Here is a 14440-nt window from a genome sequence, read left to right as displayed (position 1 = left end):
CGTCATGCTCTCGATCCTCAAACAAGAAAGCTTCCTGCTGCTGGCAGTCCTTGCCGCGTGCGTCGCTTATCCACTGGAACACTGGCTGCTGCACAGCGGCCAGATCGTCGCGCTGGGCGGCGGTCTGCTGCTGATTGCCTTCATCGTCGCCGCGTCAATGCGCGTCGCTCATCACGCCGAACTGCTGGCGGAAAAAGTCGGTGATCCCTACGGCACGATGATCCTCACACTCTCGGCAGTGCTGGTCGAAGTGGTGATCCTGGCGATCATGATGAGCAACGAAGCCTCGGCAACACTGGTGCGCGACACGATTTATTCAGCGGTGATGCTCGACATCAACGGCATCCTCGGCCTCGCCGCTTTGATGGGCGGGATCAAACACGGCGAACAGTCCTACAACGACGATTCGGCGCGCAGCTACAGCGTCATGATCCTCACCGCGATGGGGGTGTCGATGGTGGTCCCGGAGTTCATTCCCGAGGCCAACTGGAAGATGTATTCGGCGTTCACCATCGGCGCAATGATGGTGCTCTACGCGCTGTTCCTGCGCATGCAGGTCGGCCCGCACAGTTACTTTTTCAGCTACAGCTACCCGGACAAACGTCGCAAGAAAGAGCCGGTCGAGCAGGAGCCGAAACCGGTCAGCCTGGCGCTGTCGATCGGCATTCTGGTGTCGGGGGTGGTGATCATCGGCGCACTGGCCGAGGTGATGTCCAAGACCCTCGATCTGGGCCTGGAAGGCACGGGCGCGCCGCCGGTAATCACGGCGATTCTGGTGGCAGCGATTTCCGCCGCGCCGGAGATTCTCACCGCATTACGAGCGGCGCTGGCCAATCGCATGCAGTCGGTGGTCAACATTGCGATGGGGGCGTCACTGTCGACGGTGATTCTGACCGTACCGGTGATGGAAGCGATGGCGCTGTACACCGGCCAGCCGTTTCAAATGGCGATGACCCCGGTGCAAACGGTGATGATCTTCATCACCCTGATCGTCAGCGCAATCAACCTCAATGACGGCGAGACCAACGCCATTGAGGGCATGACGCACTTTGTGCTGTTTGCGACCTTTATCATGCTGTCGCTACTGGGCCTTTAGGGCTGGCTGATACCCATGTGGGAGCGAGCCTGCTCGCGAAAGCGGTGTGTCATCCAACAAACATGTTGTCTGACACTCCCTCTTCGCGAGCAGGCTCGCTCCCACAGTTTTGAACGGCGGTGACTCAGGTGCCGGCAATCAACTGCCGAGCCGCCTGGCTGTGATCGGCAATCAAACCTTTCAGATCCAACCCTACAACCTGCCCATCAACCACACGCCACTTGCCGCCAATCATCACCCGATCTGCCCGATCGGCGCCGCACAGCAGCAACGCCGAAATCGGATCATGGCTACCGGAGAAGCGCAGTTCATCGAGCTTGAACAACGCGAGATCCGCCTGTTTGCCCACGGCGATTTCGCCGATGTCAGTGCGACCGAGCAGGCTCGCCGAACCTTTGGTCGCCCAGCCCAGCACGCGCTCCGGGGTGATCTTTTCGGCGCCGTAGCGCAGGCGCTGGATGTACAGCGCCTGACGCGCTTCGAGGATCATGTTCGAGGCATCGTTGGACGCCGAGCCGTCGACGCCTAGACCGAACAGCGCGCCAGCGTCGGTCAGCTCGATGCTCGGGCAGATGCCGGACGCCAGGCGCATGTTCGAGCTTGGGCAGTGGCAGATGCCTGTGCCGGCCTGGCCGAGGCGGGCGATTTCGTCGGGGTTGAAATGGATGCCGTGGGCCAGCCAGGTTCGCGGGCCGAGCCAGCCGACGCTGTCCAGATAATCGACTGTGCGCAGACCGAAACGCTGCAGGCAGAAGTCTTCTTCATCGAGGGTTTCAGCGAGGTGGGTGTGCAGACGCACATCGAGTTTGTTCGCCAGATCAGCGCTGGCCGACATGATTTCCGGGGTCACCGAAAATGGCGAACATGGCGCCAGAGCGATCTGGATCTGCGCGCCGTCGCCACGCTCGTGATACTCGTGAATCAGCCGCTGACTGTCGTCGAGAATCACCTGACCTTCCTGCACCGTTTGTTGCGGAGGCAGACCGCCGTCCTTCTCGCCAAGGCTCATCGAGCCGCGCGTGAGCATGGCGCGCATGCCCAGTTCGCGCACCGTTTCGACCTGCACGTCGATGGCGTTTTCCAGACCGTCCGGGAACAGATAGTGATGGTCGGCTGCCGTGGTGCAACCTGAGAGCAGCAATTCGGCCAGCGCCACCTTGGTGGCGAGGGCGAGTTTTTCCGGGGTCAGCCGCGCCCATACCGGGTACAGGGTTTTCAGCCACGGGAACAGCGGCTGATTGACCACCGGCGCCCAGGCGCGGGTCAGGGTTTGATAGAAGTGATGGTGAGTGTTGATCAGGCCCGGCAGGATCACATGCTCGCGGGCATCGAACACTTCATTGCATGGCGCCGACGGCTGCTGACCGGCAGCGAGCACTTCGACGATCACACCGTCTTGCACGACTAGACCGCCACGGGCATCAAGCTCGTTGGAGGTGAAAATGGCGAGGGGATTTTTTAACCAGGTACGGGTCGCAGGCATTGTGGCCGGCTCCTCTGAAAGTTGGGTTCAGGGTTGCCAGCTCAGTGTTGCCCTGTCTGCTGATCCAGGGTCGCCGCGAAGGACGAGGCGCGCAGTTTCAAACAAATCGCCGCGCCGGGCAAGCGCCACCCGACCATTCACCATCATCCCCCTGTGGGAGCGAGCCTGCTCGCGAAGGCGTCATGCCAGTCGATACAGATTTACCTGACAGCTCGTATTCGCGAGCAGGCTCGCTCCCACATCGGGATTTTCAGTGCTTACCAGGCAATCGTTTCACCCTTGTAATTGACGAAGTGATGCCCGCCCTTGCCGGTGAACGCATTGACCTGGTCAATCAGCCCACGGGTGCTGGTCTCGACGTCGAGATCGGCGCCTTCGCCGCCCATGTCGGTCTTCACCCAGCCCGGGTGTAGCGAAAGTACGGTGAGTTTCTGCTCGCCCAGTTGCGTGACAAAACTGTTGGTCATCGAATTCAGCGCCGCCTTGCTCGCCTTGTACAGCGCCAGCTCCGGCGCATCGGGCATGGTCACGCTGCCGAGTACCGAACTCATGAACGCCAGCACGCCGCTGCCGTCGCGAATCTGCCCGACGAAGCGCTGGGCCAGATTGATCGGCGCCACCGCGTTGGTGAAAAACAGTTGCCCGACCTCGGCCAGGGTCGCGCCGCCCGGCGTCTGCACGTCCGGGCCTTTGACCCCGGCGTTGACGAACAACAGATCGAAGGTTTCGCCCTTGAGCTTCTGGCTCAGAGCGATCACCGCTTGCTGATCGTCCATGTCGAGCTTCTCGATGCGCACGTCACCCAGCGCTTGCAGCGCCTCGGCCTTCTGCGGATTGCGCACCGTCGCGGTGACTTGCCAGCCATCGCCCAGCAGGGTCTTCACCAGACCGAGGCCCAAGCCGCGGGAGGCGCCGATGATCAGTGCGTTTTTTGCCTGAGACATGATGGGTTTCCTTGAAAGTCAGCATTCAGGATTCAATGGACACGCCTGACCGGGCCACAGTTGCAGCGCTTGGCGAAAACAGGCTTTGATCCCGGAGCATACTCCAGGCGTCTTGAGTTTCTCGAGGGTGTTTGATCAGAAATAGTTGTGGGTCGTGCTCCAGATGTTGCCGGTGCGGAGGCCTTCGCGAGCAGGCTCGCTCCCACATATGCCCGTGTTCACTCAGATCTCCTGTGGGAGCGAGCCTGCTCGCGAAGAGGCCCGCTCTGACATCAACTAATGTCCCGATTGCCACGGCTGCCCCAACGAAACCGGCGCATACAACCGAGTGCGTACGGCATCGCGGGACAGCAACACCAGCACCAAGATCGTCGCCAAATACGGCAGCATCGCCAGCAGGCTCGAAGGTATCGCCAGTCCCAATCCCTGTGCCACCAGGTGCAGGATGCTGGCGAGGCCAAACAGATACGCCCCGAGCAACAACCGCCACACCCGCCAACTGGCAAACACCACCAGCGCCAGGGCAATCCAGCCGCGCCCGGCGGTCATGTTTTCCGCCCACATCGGCGTGTAGGCCAGCGACAGATAGGCCCCGGCCAGCCCGGCCATTGCTCCGCCGAACAACACCGCCAAGGTGCGTACGGTCAGCACCGGCAAGCCCATTGCGCTGGCCGCATCCGGGTTTTCACCGACCGCCTGAATGATCAGGCCGACACGACTTTTGATGATTACCCACGCCACCAAGGCAAATAGCGCGAACGACAGATACACCAGCAGATCCTGGGCAAACAGCATCCGCCCGATCAGCGGGATCTCACTCAGATACGGAATCGCCAGAGGCTCGAAACCCGCCAGCGGCTTACCCACCCATGCCGCGCCGACAAACGTCGAAAGCCCGACACCAAAGATCGTCAGCGCCAACCCGGTGGCCACCTGATTGGCGTTGAACACCAGCGCGACCAGGGCAAACAGTGACGACAACAACATCCCGGCCAACATCGCCAACAGCACACCCAGCCACAGGTTGCCGCTGTTCAGCGCGACGATAAAACCGATCACCGCACCGAACAGCATCATGCCTTCCTGGCCGAGGTTGAGGACGCCGCTTTTCTCGCAGATCAACTCACCCAATGCCACCAGCAACAGCGGCGTGCCGCAGCGGACCATCGCGTAGAAAATATTGCTCAACAGATCGATATCCATCACAGCGCTCCGGCGGTTACGGCAGGGGGCGAGGCGCGCCGGGTCCAGCGCAGTTTCAGACGTGGCCGATAGAGAATCAGCACGTCACAGGCGAGCAGGAAAAACAGCATCATGCCCTGGAACAATTGGGTGATCGCTTGCGGCAGATTGAGCGACATCTGCGCGCTCTCGCCGCCGATGTACAGCAGCGCCATGAGCAGACTGGAGAACAGAATGCCGAGCGGATTCAACCGTCCCAGAAACGCCACGGTGATCGCCGCGTAGCCATAGCCCGGCGACACCTGCGGCACCAGTTGGCCGATCGGCCCGGTCACTTCGCAGACCCCGGCGAGTCCGGCCAGAGCACCGCTGATCAACAGCGCCAGCCAGATCAGGCGCTTCTCGCGAAAGCCGACAAAACCTGCCGCACGTTTGTCCAGCCCGAGCACTTTGATCTGGAAGCCGATAAAGCTTTTCTGCAGCAACACCCACACTGCAACCAGCGCGAGCAAGGCGAAATACACCCCGGCATGCACGCGGCCGTCCTCCAGCAGCAGCGGCAAACGACTGGCGTCGCCGAACATCGCCGACTCCGGGAAATTGAAGCCCGCTGGATCCTTCAACGGCCCGTGCACGCAGAACAGCAGCAGGTTCAGCGCGATGTAGTTGAGCATGATGCTGGTGAGGATTTCGTTGGCGTTGAAGCGCGTGCGCAGCCATGCGGTGAGCCCGGCCCATACGGCGCCCGCCAGCGTGCCGGTCAGCAGAATCAGCAACAGCGCCCAGCGACTTTGCATGTCGATAACGTTCACTGCCAGAGCACTGCCGGCCAACGCGCCAAGTAGAAGTTGGCCTTCGGCGCCGATGTTCCAGATCCGCGCCTGATAGGCCACGGCCAGGCCGAGTGCGCAGAGCAGAATCGGCAGCGCCTTGACCAGCAATTCGGACACTCCATACAAATCGCTGACGGGCGCGATCAGCAGTGTGTGCAAGGTTTGCAATGGGTCGTGGCCCCGTGCGATGAACAACAGCGAGCCGCAGCCGAGGGTCAGCGCCGCCGCCAATAACGGCGAGCACCACAGCATCAGGCGCGATTGCTGGCCACGGGGTTCGAGGGAAAGCAGCATGTTGAAACTCCGTTAAACCGAAGCGGCGCGAGGTGAGTGATCGAACTGGCCGGCCATCCACGCGCCGACATCGCTCAGTTGTGTAAGGCCGGTGTCTTGCAGTGCCGACAGACGCCCGCCGCATAGCGCGCCGAGGCGATCGCTGATCTGGAACAGCTCATCGAGGTCTTCGGAAATCACCAGAATCGCCGCGCCGGCATCGCGCAGGGCAATCAAGGCGCGATGGATGGTGGCGGCGGCACCGACGTCGACGCCCCAGGTCGGGTGCGCGGCGATCAGCAGTTTCGGTTGCTGAAGAATTTCCCGGCCGAGGATGAATTTCTGCAGGTTGCCGCCGGACAGGCTGCGCGCAGCGGTTTGCGTGTCCGGGGTCTTCACGCCGAAACGCTGGATGATCTGCTGCGCGAGGGTTTCGACTTTGCCGCGTTGGATCAACCCGTGGCTCACCAGTCCTTGCTGGAAAGCACTGAGCAGGGCGTTATCGGCCAGACTCAACTCCGGCACCGCGCCGTGGCCAAGGCGTTCGGCCGGCACGAAGGCCAGACCGAGTTTGCGCCGCGCATCCGGGCGCAGGTCAGCGACGTTTCGCTCGGCGAAGCGCAGGGTCGCCGCTTGCGCACGAGGCAAGGGCTGCTCGCCGCTGAGCAGGGCGAGCAATTCATCCTGACCATTGCCCGCGACCCCGGCGATGCCGACGATTTCACCGCTGCGCACTTGCAGGTCGATGTCTGTCAGCGAGCAACCGAACGGATCCGGGTTGTGCCAGCTCAAACCCTGCACCTGCAGAAACGCCGCGCCACCGCTGACCTTCGGATACTCGCCAATCAATCCCGCCGCTTCGCCGACCATCAGTTGTGCCAGTTGCTGATCCGTACATTGCGCCGGCAGGCAATGCCCGGCTACCCGACCGCCGCGCAGCACCGTGGCGCTGTGGCACAAGGCCCGCACTTCACCGAGCTTGTGGCTGATAAACAGAATGCTGCAGCCCTCGTCGGCAAGGCGTCGCAGGGTGATGAACAATTCGTCAGCCTCTTGCGGGGTCAGCACCGAGGTCGGCTCATCGAGAATCAACAGGCGGATGTCCTGCATCAGGCAACGGATGATTTCCACCCGCTGCCGCTCGCCGATCGACAGGCTGTGGACAAGTCGCTCCGGCTCCAGCGCCATGCCGTAACGCCGCGATACTTCGCGAATCTTCGGCTCCAGTTGTTTCGGCGTGCCGGCCGCCGCGCCCATCGCCAGGGCAATGTTCTGCGCGACGCTGAGGGTTTCGAACAGCGAGAAATGCTGGAACACCATGCCAATGCCCAACTGCCGCGCCTGTGCCGGGTTGCGCATCTGCACGCGCTGCCCCTGCCAGAGCATTTCACCGCTGTCGCACTGGGTGACCCCGTAAATGATCTTCATCAACGTACTTTTGCCCGCGCCGTTTTCACCGAGCAGGGCATGGATTTCACCCGGCGCGATGCTCAGGTCGATGGCGTCGTTGGCCAGACAACCGGGGTAGCGTTTGCTGATCTGGCGCAGTTGCAGGCGCGGCGGGGAAGGGGCGATGGACATGACAGGCTCGACTGACTTGGAGTTGTGCCTGTGGATAAAGCAATTTCCTGGCCATTGAGTCAGGAACGCTTGCGGAGCCGGTCCGCAAGTGCCGACAGCAGCGCATCGGCGGGCGTTTTGTCTTTCTATCGAGCACCAATTCAGCGCAAAGCCATTGAACAGGCTCCAGTTTTGCTCGTGCTACGTTGGTTAAAAAACGAGCAATCACTTGGGGCCTAGGCAGATCCAGCGACAGCGACGGTCATGAACGGCTTATCCACAGGTTGTTCCACAGTAATTGTGCGCAAGCGCCGAGGTCGGGCATAAGCACTGCGATGCTTTCTTCTAATGGTGATAAACGATGTTAACTATCTGTTTTTACGCTGATTTTTCGTTTCGTCGGATCAATTGAACGAAAAGTGAACAAATCGCGCAAAGCCGCATGACAGAAGGGTTACAGCGGTGTGTGCTCAGGTTATCCACAGTCGGGTGCACAGCCGATGTGGGCAAGTCTGTGGAATAAGGAAAACGAGGGATGCCCTAAAAGATCGCAGCCTACCGCTGCAACAAAATCCGCCCTCGGCTCAGATCCGCCAACTGACTCTGCAACACGTCGATCTGCGCTTGCCCCACCGCCAGCTTCAACTCAACGCCATTGGCTGTGAAGTTCTCCTCCACCACCAATCCACCGAGATCGGCCACGCGCAACTTCACCAGCGCCAACTCGGCAAATCCGCAGGCGCAACTCAGCGACACGCGGCTGATCAGCTCGATTTTTTCCGCCGCTTGCAGGCACTTGTTGGCGCCACCGCCATAGGCCCGGGCCAAGCCGCCAGTGCCCAGTTGAATGCCGCCGTACCAGCGAATCACCAGCACTGCGACCTGATCGCAATCCTGCGCTTCTATCGCCGCGAGAATAGGGCGCCCGGCGGTGCCGCCCGGCTCGCCGTCGTCAGTGCTGCGGTATTGCGCGCCGAGTTTCCACGCCCAACAGTTGTGCGTGGCATTCAAATCGCTGTGCTGCTCGAAAAACGCCTGCGCATCGGCGGGGCTGCTGATCGGCGTCGCCAGAGTGATGAAGCGGCTTTTGCGAATCTCTTCGCGGTACTCGCAAAAACCGCTGAGGGTGAAAGGCATAAACGTCTTATAGAGAAGGAGTGAGGCCGCAGCCTTTGAGAATGATGCGGATCAGGTTGTTGCCGGCGTCTTCCATGTCCTGCTTGGTCAACTTGCTGCGCCCGGTGACGCGGCAGATCTGCGTGGCGAAGTCGGCGTAATGCTGGGTGCTGCCCCACAGCAGGAAGATCAGGTGCACCGGATCGACCGGATCCATCTTGCCCGCATCGATCCACGCCTGAAACACCGCCGCGCGCCCGGTGAACCAGGTGCGGTAATCCTGATTGAAATATTCGCTCAGGCATTCGCCGCCGCTGATCACTTCCATGGCGAAGATGCGCGAAGCCTGTGGCTGGCGCCGGGAGAATTCCATCTTCGCGCGGATGTAGCGGGTCAGCGCTTCGGCCGGGTCATCCTCGGCAGTGAGGGTGTTGAAGGTGCTGTCCCACAACTCGATGATGTTGCTCAGCACTGCCACATACAAACCGAGCTTGTTGGTGAAGTAGTAATGCAGGTTGGCCTTGGGCAGCCCGGCATTCTGCGCGATGGTGTTCATGCTGGTGCCTTTGAACCCGTGACGGGCGAACTCGTCTTCGGCGGCTTTGAGAATGGTCTCTTCGTTCTTCTGACGAATGCGGCTGGCGGGTTTGCCGCCGTGGGCTGGGACTTCAAAGGTCATAGGCACTTCCGGGATTGTCTGTGGGTGCAACCAGTTGCGTTGATAGCGCACCCACAGGCATCCGACAAGTCCTTGCGCGGAAAAACAGTTACGCCTGTTCGATCTTGTTCAATGACGCGGGGCTTTTTGTCTCAGCGGTTTTGCCTTCCGGCAACAACAGACACAGGACGATTGCCGTCAGCCCGCCGCTGGTGATCGCCGAGTCGAACAGGTTCTGCACCAGTTTCGGCAGCAGGTGCAGCAGGTTCGGTTGCGCGGCGATGCCGAGGCCGACGCCGAACGAAGTGGCGATGATCAACATGCTGCGCCGGTCCAGCGGTGACTGCGCGAGAATGCGTACGCCCGCCGCCGCCACTGCGCCGAACATCACCAGCGTCGCACCGCCGAGCACCGGTTTCGGAATCTGTTGCAGCACCGCGCCGATCATCGGGAACAGGCCGAGGCAGAACAGGATCGCGCCGATATACAGACCGACGTAGCGGCTGGCAACGCCGGTCAATTGGATCACGCCGTTGTTCTGCGCGAACGTTGTGTTGGGGAAGGCGCTGAAGGTCGCCGCGATCATGCAGCTCACGCCGTCACCGAGCACGCCACCGCGCAAGCGGCTTATATAAGAAGGGCCGCTGATCGGTTGGCGGGCGAGCATGCAATTGGCGGTGAGGTCGCCGACGGTTTCGATGGTGCTGATCAGGTAAATCAGAGCGACCGGCAGGAAAGCGGTCCAGTCGAAGTTGAATCCGAACTTGAACGGCGTAGGAAAACTCACCAGTGGCAAGTCAGGCAACGGCTGCGGGACCAGTTTCCCGCTGAACCACGCCGCGAGGCTGCCGAGCACCAGTCCGATGATGATCGCCGACAGTCGCACCCACGGCGTATTCGAGCGGTTGAGCAGAATGATTGTCAGCAGCACGAACACGCCCAAGGCCAGATTGCCCGGCGCGCCGAAGTCCGGCGCGTTGAAGCCGCCACCCAGATCGGTGATGCCGACCTTGATCAGGCTGATGCCGATCAGCGTGATGACAATGCCGGTCACCAGCGGTGTGACCACTCGGCGCAACTGACCGATGAAACGGCTGAGCACGATCTGCACGATTGCGCCGAAAAAGCACACGCCGAAAATCATCGCCAGAATATCTTCCGGGCTGCCGCCGCGCTGCTTGACCAGAAACCCGGCCGACAGCACCGCGCCGAGAAACGCGAAACTGGTGCCTTGCAGACAGATCATCCCCGCGCCAATGCCGAACGGTCGCCGCGCCTGGATAAAAGTGCCGACGCCCGAGACCAGCAGCGCCATGCTGATCAGGTAAGGTAGATGCGCGGTCAGCCCGAGCGCGGAACCGATCACCAGTGGCGGGGTGATGATGCCGACGAAACTGGCGAGCACGTGTTGCAGTGCGGCGAGAATGGCGGCGAGTGGTTTGGGGCGGTCGTTGAGGCCGTAGATCAGTTCACTGGACGAATCGGAATCTGGCTGCATGGATTTGGCTTCTTGAAGGAGAGTTATCCCTTCTGTGCAAAAACCTGTCCACTTGCTCAGGTTATTCCTGGATTCTGTCGATGAGGCCCTGCCGGGCTGGGCTCTGCGCGCTTATCTATCGCGTCGCGGCCAGACTCTCCAGGAAACTTTCCAGCACCAAATGAGGGCGCCGCCCCTTACGCGTGACCGATGCCAGACTCAAATCGTAATAACGCGTGCCGGCCTTGAGCGCACGCAAACGCCCCTGCTGCACCCAAAGGCTGGCGTAGTGATCCGGCAGATAACCGATGTAGCGCCCGGTCAGAATCAGAAATGCCATGCCCTCACGGTCAGAGGCACTGGCAGTGCAATTGAGCGCCTGATAGTGCGCCTGAATCTCCGCCGGCAAACGAAAGGTCGGCGCAATCGCGTCCTGACTGTCGAGGCGTTGATCATCGAGTTGCTTGTCGTCGACGTAAAACAGCGGATGACCCACCGCGCAATACAGCAGCGAACGCTCGCTGTATAACGGCTGATATTCCAGTCCCGACAAGGCGCTGGCCTGCGGCACCACGCCAACGTGCAGGCGCCCGTCGAGCACACCTTGTTCAACTTCGTTCGGCGCAATCATGCGGATCTGGATCTGCACGTCCGGCCCGCGCTCCTTCAACTGCGCGAGGGCATGGGTGATGCGCATGTGCGGCAGGGTGACGAGGTTGTCGGTGAGGCCGATGATCAGCTCGCCGCGCAGGTGTTGGTGCAGGCCGTTGACCTCGGTGCGAAAACTCTCCAGTGCACTCAACAGCTGTAGTGCCGACTGGTACACCTCACGGCCTTCCTCGGTCAGGGAAAATCCGGCCCGGCCACGCTGACACAAGCGCAAGCCGAGGCGCTGTTCCAGATCGCTCATCTGCTGGCTGATCGCCGAACGCCCGATGCCGAGCACGGTTTCCGCTGCGGAGAAGCCGCCACATTCCACGACACTGCGAAAAATCCGCAGCAAACGGATATCAAAGTCACTGACCTGGGCCAATGGATCGGCGCGGCGGCTGCTCATTTTTTGTTCTCTTTGTTTAGCAATGATCTAACTGAAGGTTAGAAGAGTTGGATTTCACCGACTTTATCGCCGTGGCAATTTAGCTGCAACAACGCTTTCCATCTCCCTGACGCTTATGCCCTGCGAGGTTTTGCCCGATGAACATGCCTGAAAACGCGCCGTCGCCACTGGCCAGTCAACTGAAGCTGGACGCGCACTGGATGCCGTACACCGCCAACCGCAACTTTCAGCGCGACCCGCGGCTGATCGTCGGCGCTGAAGGCAGCTGGCTGTTCGATGACAAGGGCCGCAAGATCTACGACTCGCTGTCCGGTCTGTGGACCTGCGGCGCCGGGCACACCCGCAAGGAAATTCAGGAAGCCGTTTCGAAACAGCTGGGCACCCTCGATTACTCGCCGGGTTTCCAGTACGGCCATCCATTGTCGTTCCAGTTGGCAGAGAAAATCACCGAACTGACTCCGGGCAACCTGAACCACGTGTTCTTCACCGACTCTGGTTCCGAGTGCGCCGATACTGCGGTGAAAATGGTGCGTGCCTACTGGCGTCTGAAAGGTCAGGCGACCAAGACCAAAATGATCGGCCGCGCCCGTGGCTACCACGGCGTGAATATCGCTGGCACCAGCCTCGGCGGCGTCAACGGCAACCGCAAGCTGTTCGGTCAGGCGATGATGGATGTCGATCACCTGCCGCACACACTGCTGGCGAGCAATGCGTTTTCCCGCGGCATGCCGGAGCAGGGCGGTATTGCTTTGGCCGATGAACTGCTGAAGTTGATCGAACTGCACGACGCTTCCAACATCGCTGCGGTGTTCGTTGAGCCGATGGCCGGCTCTGCCGGGGTACTGGTTCCGCCGCAGGGTTACCTCAAGCGTCTGCGCGAAATCTGCGATCAGCACAACATCCTGCTGGTGTTCGATGAAGTGATCACTGGTTTCGGCCGCACCGGTTCGATGTTCGGCGCCGAGAGCTTCGGCGTGACCCCGGACCTGATGTGCATCGCCAAGCAAGTCACCAACGGCGCGATTCCAATGGGCGCGGTGATTGCCAGCTCCGAGATCTACCAGACTTTCATGAACCAGCCGACGCCGGAATACGCCGTGGAATTCCCTCACGGCTACACCTATTCGGCACACCCGGTGGCCTGTGCCGCCGGCCTTGCAGCACTCGACCTGCTGCAAAAGGAAAACCTGGTGCAGAGCGTCGCCGAAGTCGCGCCGCATTTCGAAAACGCGCTGCATGGTCTGAAGGGCTCGAAGAACGTCATCGACATCCGCAACTATGGCCTGGCTGGCGCGATCCAGATTGCCGGGCGTGACGGCGACGCGATCGTGCGTCCTTTCGAAGCGGGCATGGCCTTGTGGAAAGCCGGGTTCTACGTACGCTTCGGCGGCGACACCCTGCAGTTCGGCCCAACCTTCAACAGCAAGCCGCAAGACCTCGATCGTCTGTTCGACGCGGTCGGCGAAGTGCTGAACAAGCTCGACTGATTTTTCCTTCTATATAGCTATGCAATTAGCAGGTGTCTGTAGCGGGCGTCTGCGCACAAGAATTCAGGAGTGTTCGATGAGTGTTATCCCGCATTTGATCAATGGCGAACTGGTGACCGAGAACGGTCGCGCGGTGGATGTGTTCAACCCGTCTACCGGCCAGGCGATCCATAAACTGCCATTGGCCAGCCAGGCCACCATTCAGAAAGCCATCGATGCCGCCAAGGCCGCGTTCCCGGCCTGGCGCAACACGCCGCCAGCCAAGCGCGCCCAGGTGATGTTCCGTTTCAAACAGCTGCTGGAGCAGAACGAAGCACGCATCTCGCAACTGATCAGCGAAGAGCACGGCAAGACCCTGGAAGACGCCGCCGGTGAATTGAAGCGCGGTATCGAGAACGTCGAGTTCGCCTGCGCCGCCCCGGAAATCCTCAAGGGCGAGTACAGCCGCAACGTCGGCCCGAACATCGATGCCTGGTCGGACTTCCAGCCGTTGGGGATTGTTGCCGGTATCACCCCGTTCAACTTCCCGGCCATGGTCCCGCTGTGGATGTACCCGCTGGCGATCGTCTGCGGCAACTGCTTCATCCTCAAGCCATCCGAGCGCGATCCAAGCTCGACGCTGCTGATCGCCCAGTTGCTGCTGGAAGCAGGATTGCCGAAAGGCGTGATGAGTGTGGTCCATGGTGACAAGACAGCGGTGGACGCGTTGATCGAAGCGCCGGAAGTCAAAGCGCTGAGCTTCGTCGGTTCGACACCGATTGCCGAATACATCTACGCCGAAGGCACCAAGCGCGGCAAACGCGTTCAGGCACTGGGCGGCGCGAAGAACCACGCGGTACTGATGCCGGATGCCGATCTCGACAATGCGGTGAGTGCGCTGATGGGCGCTGCTTACGGTTCCTGCGGCGAACGCTGCATGGCCATCTCGGTGGCCGTGTGTGTTGGCGATCAAGTTGCCGACGCGCTGGTGGCGAAACTGGTTCCGCAGATCAAGGCACTGAAAATCGGCGCGGGTACCTCGTGCGGTCTGGACATGGGGCCGTTGGTTACCGGTCAGGCGCGTGACAAGGTCAGCGGTTATGTGGATGACGGTGTGGCGGCGGGCGCGACCCTGGTGGTCGATGGTCGCGGTCTGAGCGTCGCCGGTCATGAAGACGGCTTCTTCCTCGGTGGCTGCCTGTTCGACAACGTCACCCCTGAGATGCGCATCTATAAAGAAGAGATCTTCGGGCCGGTGCTGTGCGTGGTGCGGGTGAACAGCCTGGAAGAGGCGA

Annotated in this window: 12 protein-coding genes (1 of these 12 running past the window's edge); 3 read left to right on the top strand and 9 right to left on the bottom strand. The window is 60.9% G+C overall.

The window, feature by feature from the left end; translation table 11 throughout:
* Window positions 1–4: 4 nt before the first annotated feature.
* On the top strand, window positions 5–1096 hold the full coding sequence (locus ACV8MC_RS03255; RefSeq protein WP_056787779.1) for a calcium:proton antiporter: 1092 nt from the start codon (window positions 5–7) through the stop codon (window positions 1094–1096).
* Between the two features lie 124 nt (window positions 1097–1220).
* Here the strand turns inward: ACV8MC_RS03255 and ACV8MC_RS03250 are convergent, their stop codons facing one another.
* From ACV8MC_RS03250 to ACV8MC_RS03210, 9 genes are all read right to left on the bottom strand, one after another.
* Window positions 1221–2579: an 8-oxoguanine deaminase gene (locus tag ACV8MC_RS03250; protein ID WP_236169698.1), complete on the bottom strand. Its 1359-nt coding sequence runs from the start codon at window positions 2577–2579 to the stop codon at window positions 1221–1223.
* A 257-nt stretch (window positions 2580–2836) separates the two neighbouring features.
* Window positions 2837–3523: an SDR family oxidoreductase gene (locus ACV8MC_RS03245; protein ID WP_039764086.1), complete on the bottom strand. Its 687-nt coding sequence runs from the start codon at window positions 3521–3523 to the stop codon at window positions 2837–2839.
* A 276-nt stretch (window positions 3524–3799) separates the two neighbouring features.
* The gene (locus tag ACV8MC_RS03240; protein WP_150638115.1) at window positions 3800–4726 is read right to left on the bottom strand and encodes an ABC transporter permease; all 927 of its coding nucleotides are present in this window, start codon (window positions 4724–4726) and stop codon (window positions 3800–3802) included.
* A complete protein-coding gene (locus tag ACV8MC_RS03235; protein WP_457264449.1) occupies window positions 4726–5832 on the bottom strand; it encodes an ABC transporter permease in 1107 nt (368 codons plus the stop codon). Before ACV8MC_RS03235 ends, ACV8MC_RS03240 begins: the two co-directional genes overlap by 1 nt.
* Before the next feature lie 12 nt (window positions 5833–5844).
* Window positions 5845–7392, bottom strand: coding sequence for an ABC transporter ATP-binding protein (locus ACV8MC_RS03230; protein ID WP_457264447.1), 1548 nt, complete (start codon window positions 7390–7392; stop codon window positions 5845–5847).
* Window positions 7393–7926: 534 nt separating this feature from the next.
* Window positions 7927–8508 carry an IMPACT family protein gene (locus tag ACV8MC_RS03225; protein ID WP_457264446.1) on the bottom strand — a complete coding sequence of 194 codons (582 nt, stop codon included), beginning with the start codon at window positions 8506–8508 and terminating at the stop codon, window positions 7927–7929.
* Between the two features lie 7 nt (window positions 8509–8515).
* A complete protein-coding gene (locus ACV8MC_RS03220) occupies window positions 8516–9166 on the bottom strand; it encodes a TetR/AcrR family transcriptional regulator (RefSeq protein WP_016771809.1) in 651 nt (216 codons plus the stop codon).
* 88 nt (window positions 9167–9254) lie between these two features.
* The gene (locus tag ACV8MC_RS03215) at window positions 9255–10643 is read right to left on the bottom strand and encodes a uracil-xanthine permease family protein (RefSeq protein WP_252877392.1); all 1389 of its coding nucleotides are present in this window, start codon (window positions 10641–10643) and stop codon (window positions 9255–9257) included.
* 115 nt (window positions 10644–10758) lie between these two features.
* The gene (locus ACV8MC_RS03210) at window positions 10759–11679 is read right to left on the bottom strand and encodes a LysR family transcriptional regulator (RefSeq protein WP_039764096.1); all 921 of its coding nucleotides are present in this window, start codon (window positions 11677–11679) and stop codon (window positions 10759–10761) included.
* 137 nt (window positions 11680–11816) lie between these two features.
* On the opposite strand from ACV8MC_RS03210, the gene ACV8MC_RS03205 reads away from it, so the two are divergent.
* Complete coding sequence (locus ACV8MC_RS03205) at window positions 11817–13166, top strand: aspartate aminotransferase family protein (protein WP_064362892.1); 1350 nt, start codon at window positions 11817–11819, stop codon at window positions 13164–13166.
* A 76-nt stretch (window positions 13167–13242) separates the two neighbouring features.
* Window positions 13243–14440, top strand: partial view of a CoA-acylating methylmalonate-semialdehyde dehydrogenase gene (locus ACV8MC_RS03200; protein WP_041479657.1) — the 5' portion only. The gene runs 296 nt beyond the window's last position; 1198 of the gene's 1494 nt are visible here — the first part of the coding sequence; the start codon lies at window positions 13243–13245; its stop codon lies beyond the right edge, outside the window.

It is taken from the genome of Pseudomonas sp. PK-RTE-24, assembly GCF_054052265.1.
The sequence above is the reverse complement of the archived record's forward strand: the minus strand, read 5'-3'. Positions and strand labels throughout refer to the sequence as shown.

Bases quoted from the DNA above. Each gene is read 5' to 3' on its own strand.
- ACV8MC_RS03255 (WP_056787779.1), top strand. From the start codon at position 5: ATGCTCTCGATCCTCAAACAAGAAAGCTTCCTGCTGCTGGCAGTCCTT.
- ACV8MC_RS03250 (WP_236169698.1), bottom strand. From the start codon at position 2,579: ATGCCTGCGACCCGTACCTGGTTAAAAAATCCCCTCGCCATTTTCACC.
- ACV8MC_RS03245 (WP_039764086.1), bottom strand. From the start codon at position 3,523: ATGTCTCAGGCAAAAAACGCACTGATCATCGGCGCCTCCCGCGGCTTG.
- ACV8MC_RS03240 (WP_150638115.1), bottom strand. From the start codon at position 4,726: ATGGATATCGATCTGTTGAGCAATATTTTCTACGCGATGGTCCGCTGC.
- ACV8MC_RS03235 (WP_457264449.1), bottom strand. From the start codon at position 5,832: ATGCTGCTTTCCCTCGAACCCCGTGGCCAGCAATCGCGCCTGATGCTG.
- ACV8MC_RS03230 (WP_457264447.1), bottom strand. From the start codon at position 7,392: ATGTCCATCGCCCCTTCCCCGCCGCGCCTGCAACTGCGCCAGATCAGC.
- ACV8MC_RS03225 (WP_457264446.1), bottom strand. From the start codon at position 8,508: ATGCCTTTCACCCTCAGCGGTTTTTGCGAGTACCGCGAAGAGATTCGC.
- ACV8MC_RS03220 (WP_016771809.1), bottom strand. From the start codon at position 9,166: ATGACCTTTGAAGTCCCAGCCCACGGCGGCAAACCCGCCAGCCGCATT.
- ACV8MC_RS03215 (WP_252877392.1), bottom strand. From the start codon at position 10,643: ATGCAGCCAGATTCCGATTCGTCCAGTGAACTGATCTACGGCCTCAAC.
- ACV8MC_RS03210 (WP_039764096.1), bottom strand. From the start codon at position 11,679: ATGAGCAGCCGCCGCGCCGATCCATTGGCCCAGGTCAGTGACTTTGAT.
- ACV8MC_RS03205 (WP_064362892.1), top strand. From the start codon at position 11,817: ATGAACATGCCTGAAAACGCGCCGTCGCCACTGGCCAGTCAACTGAAG.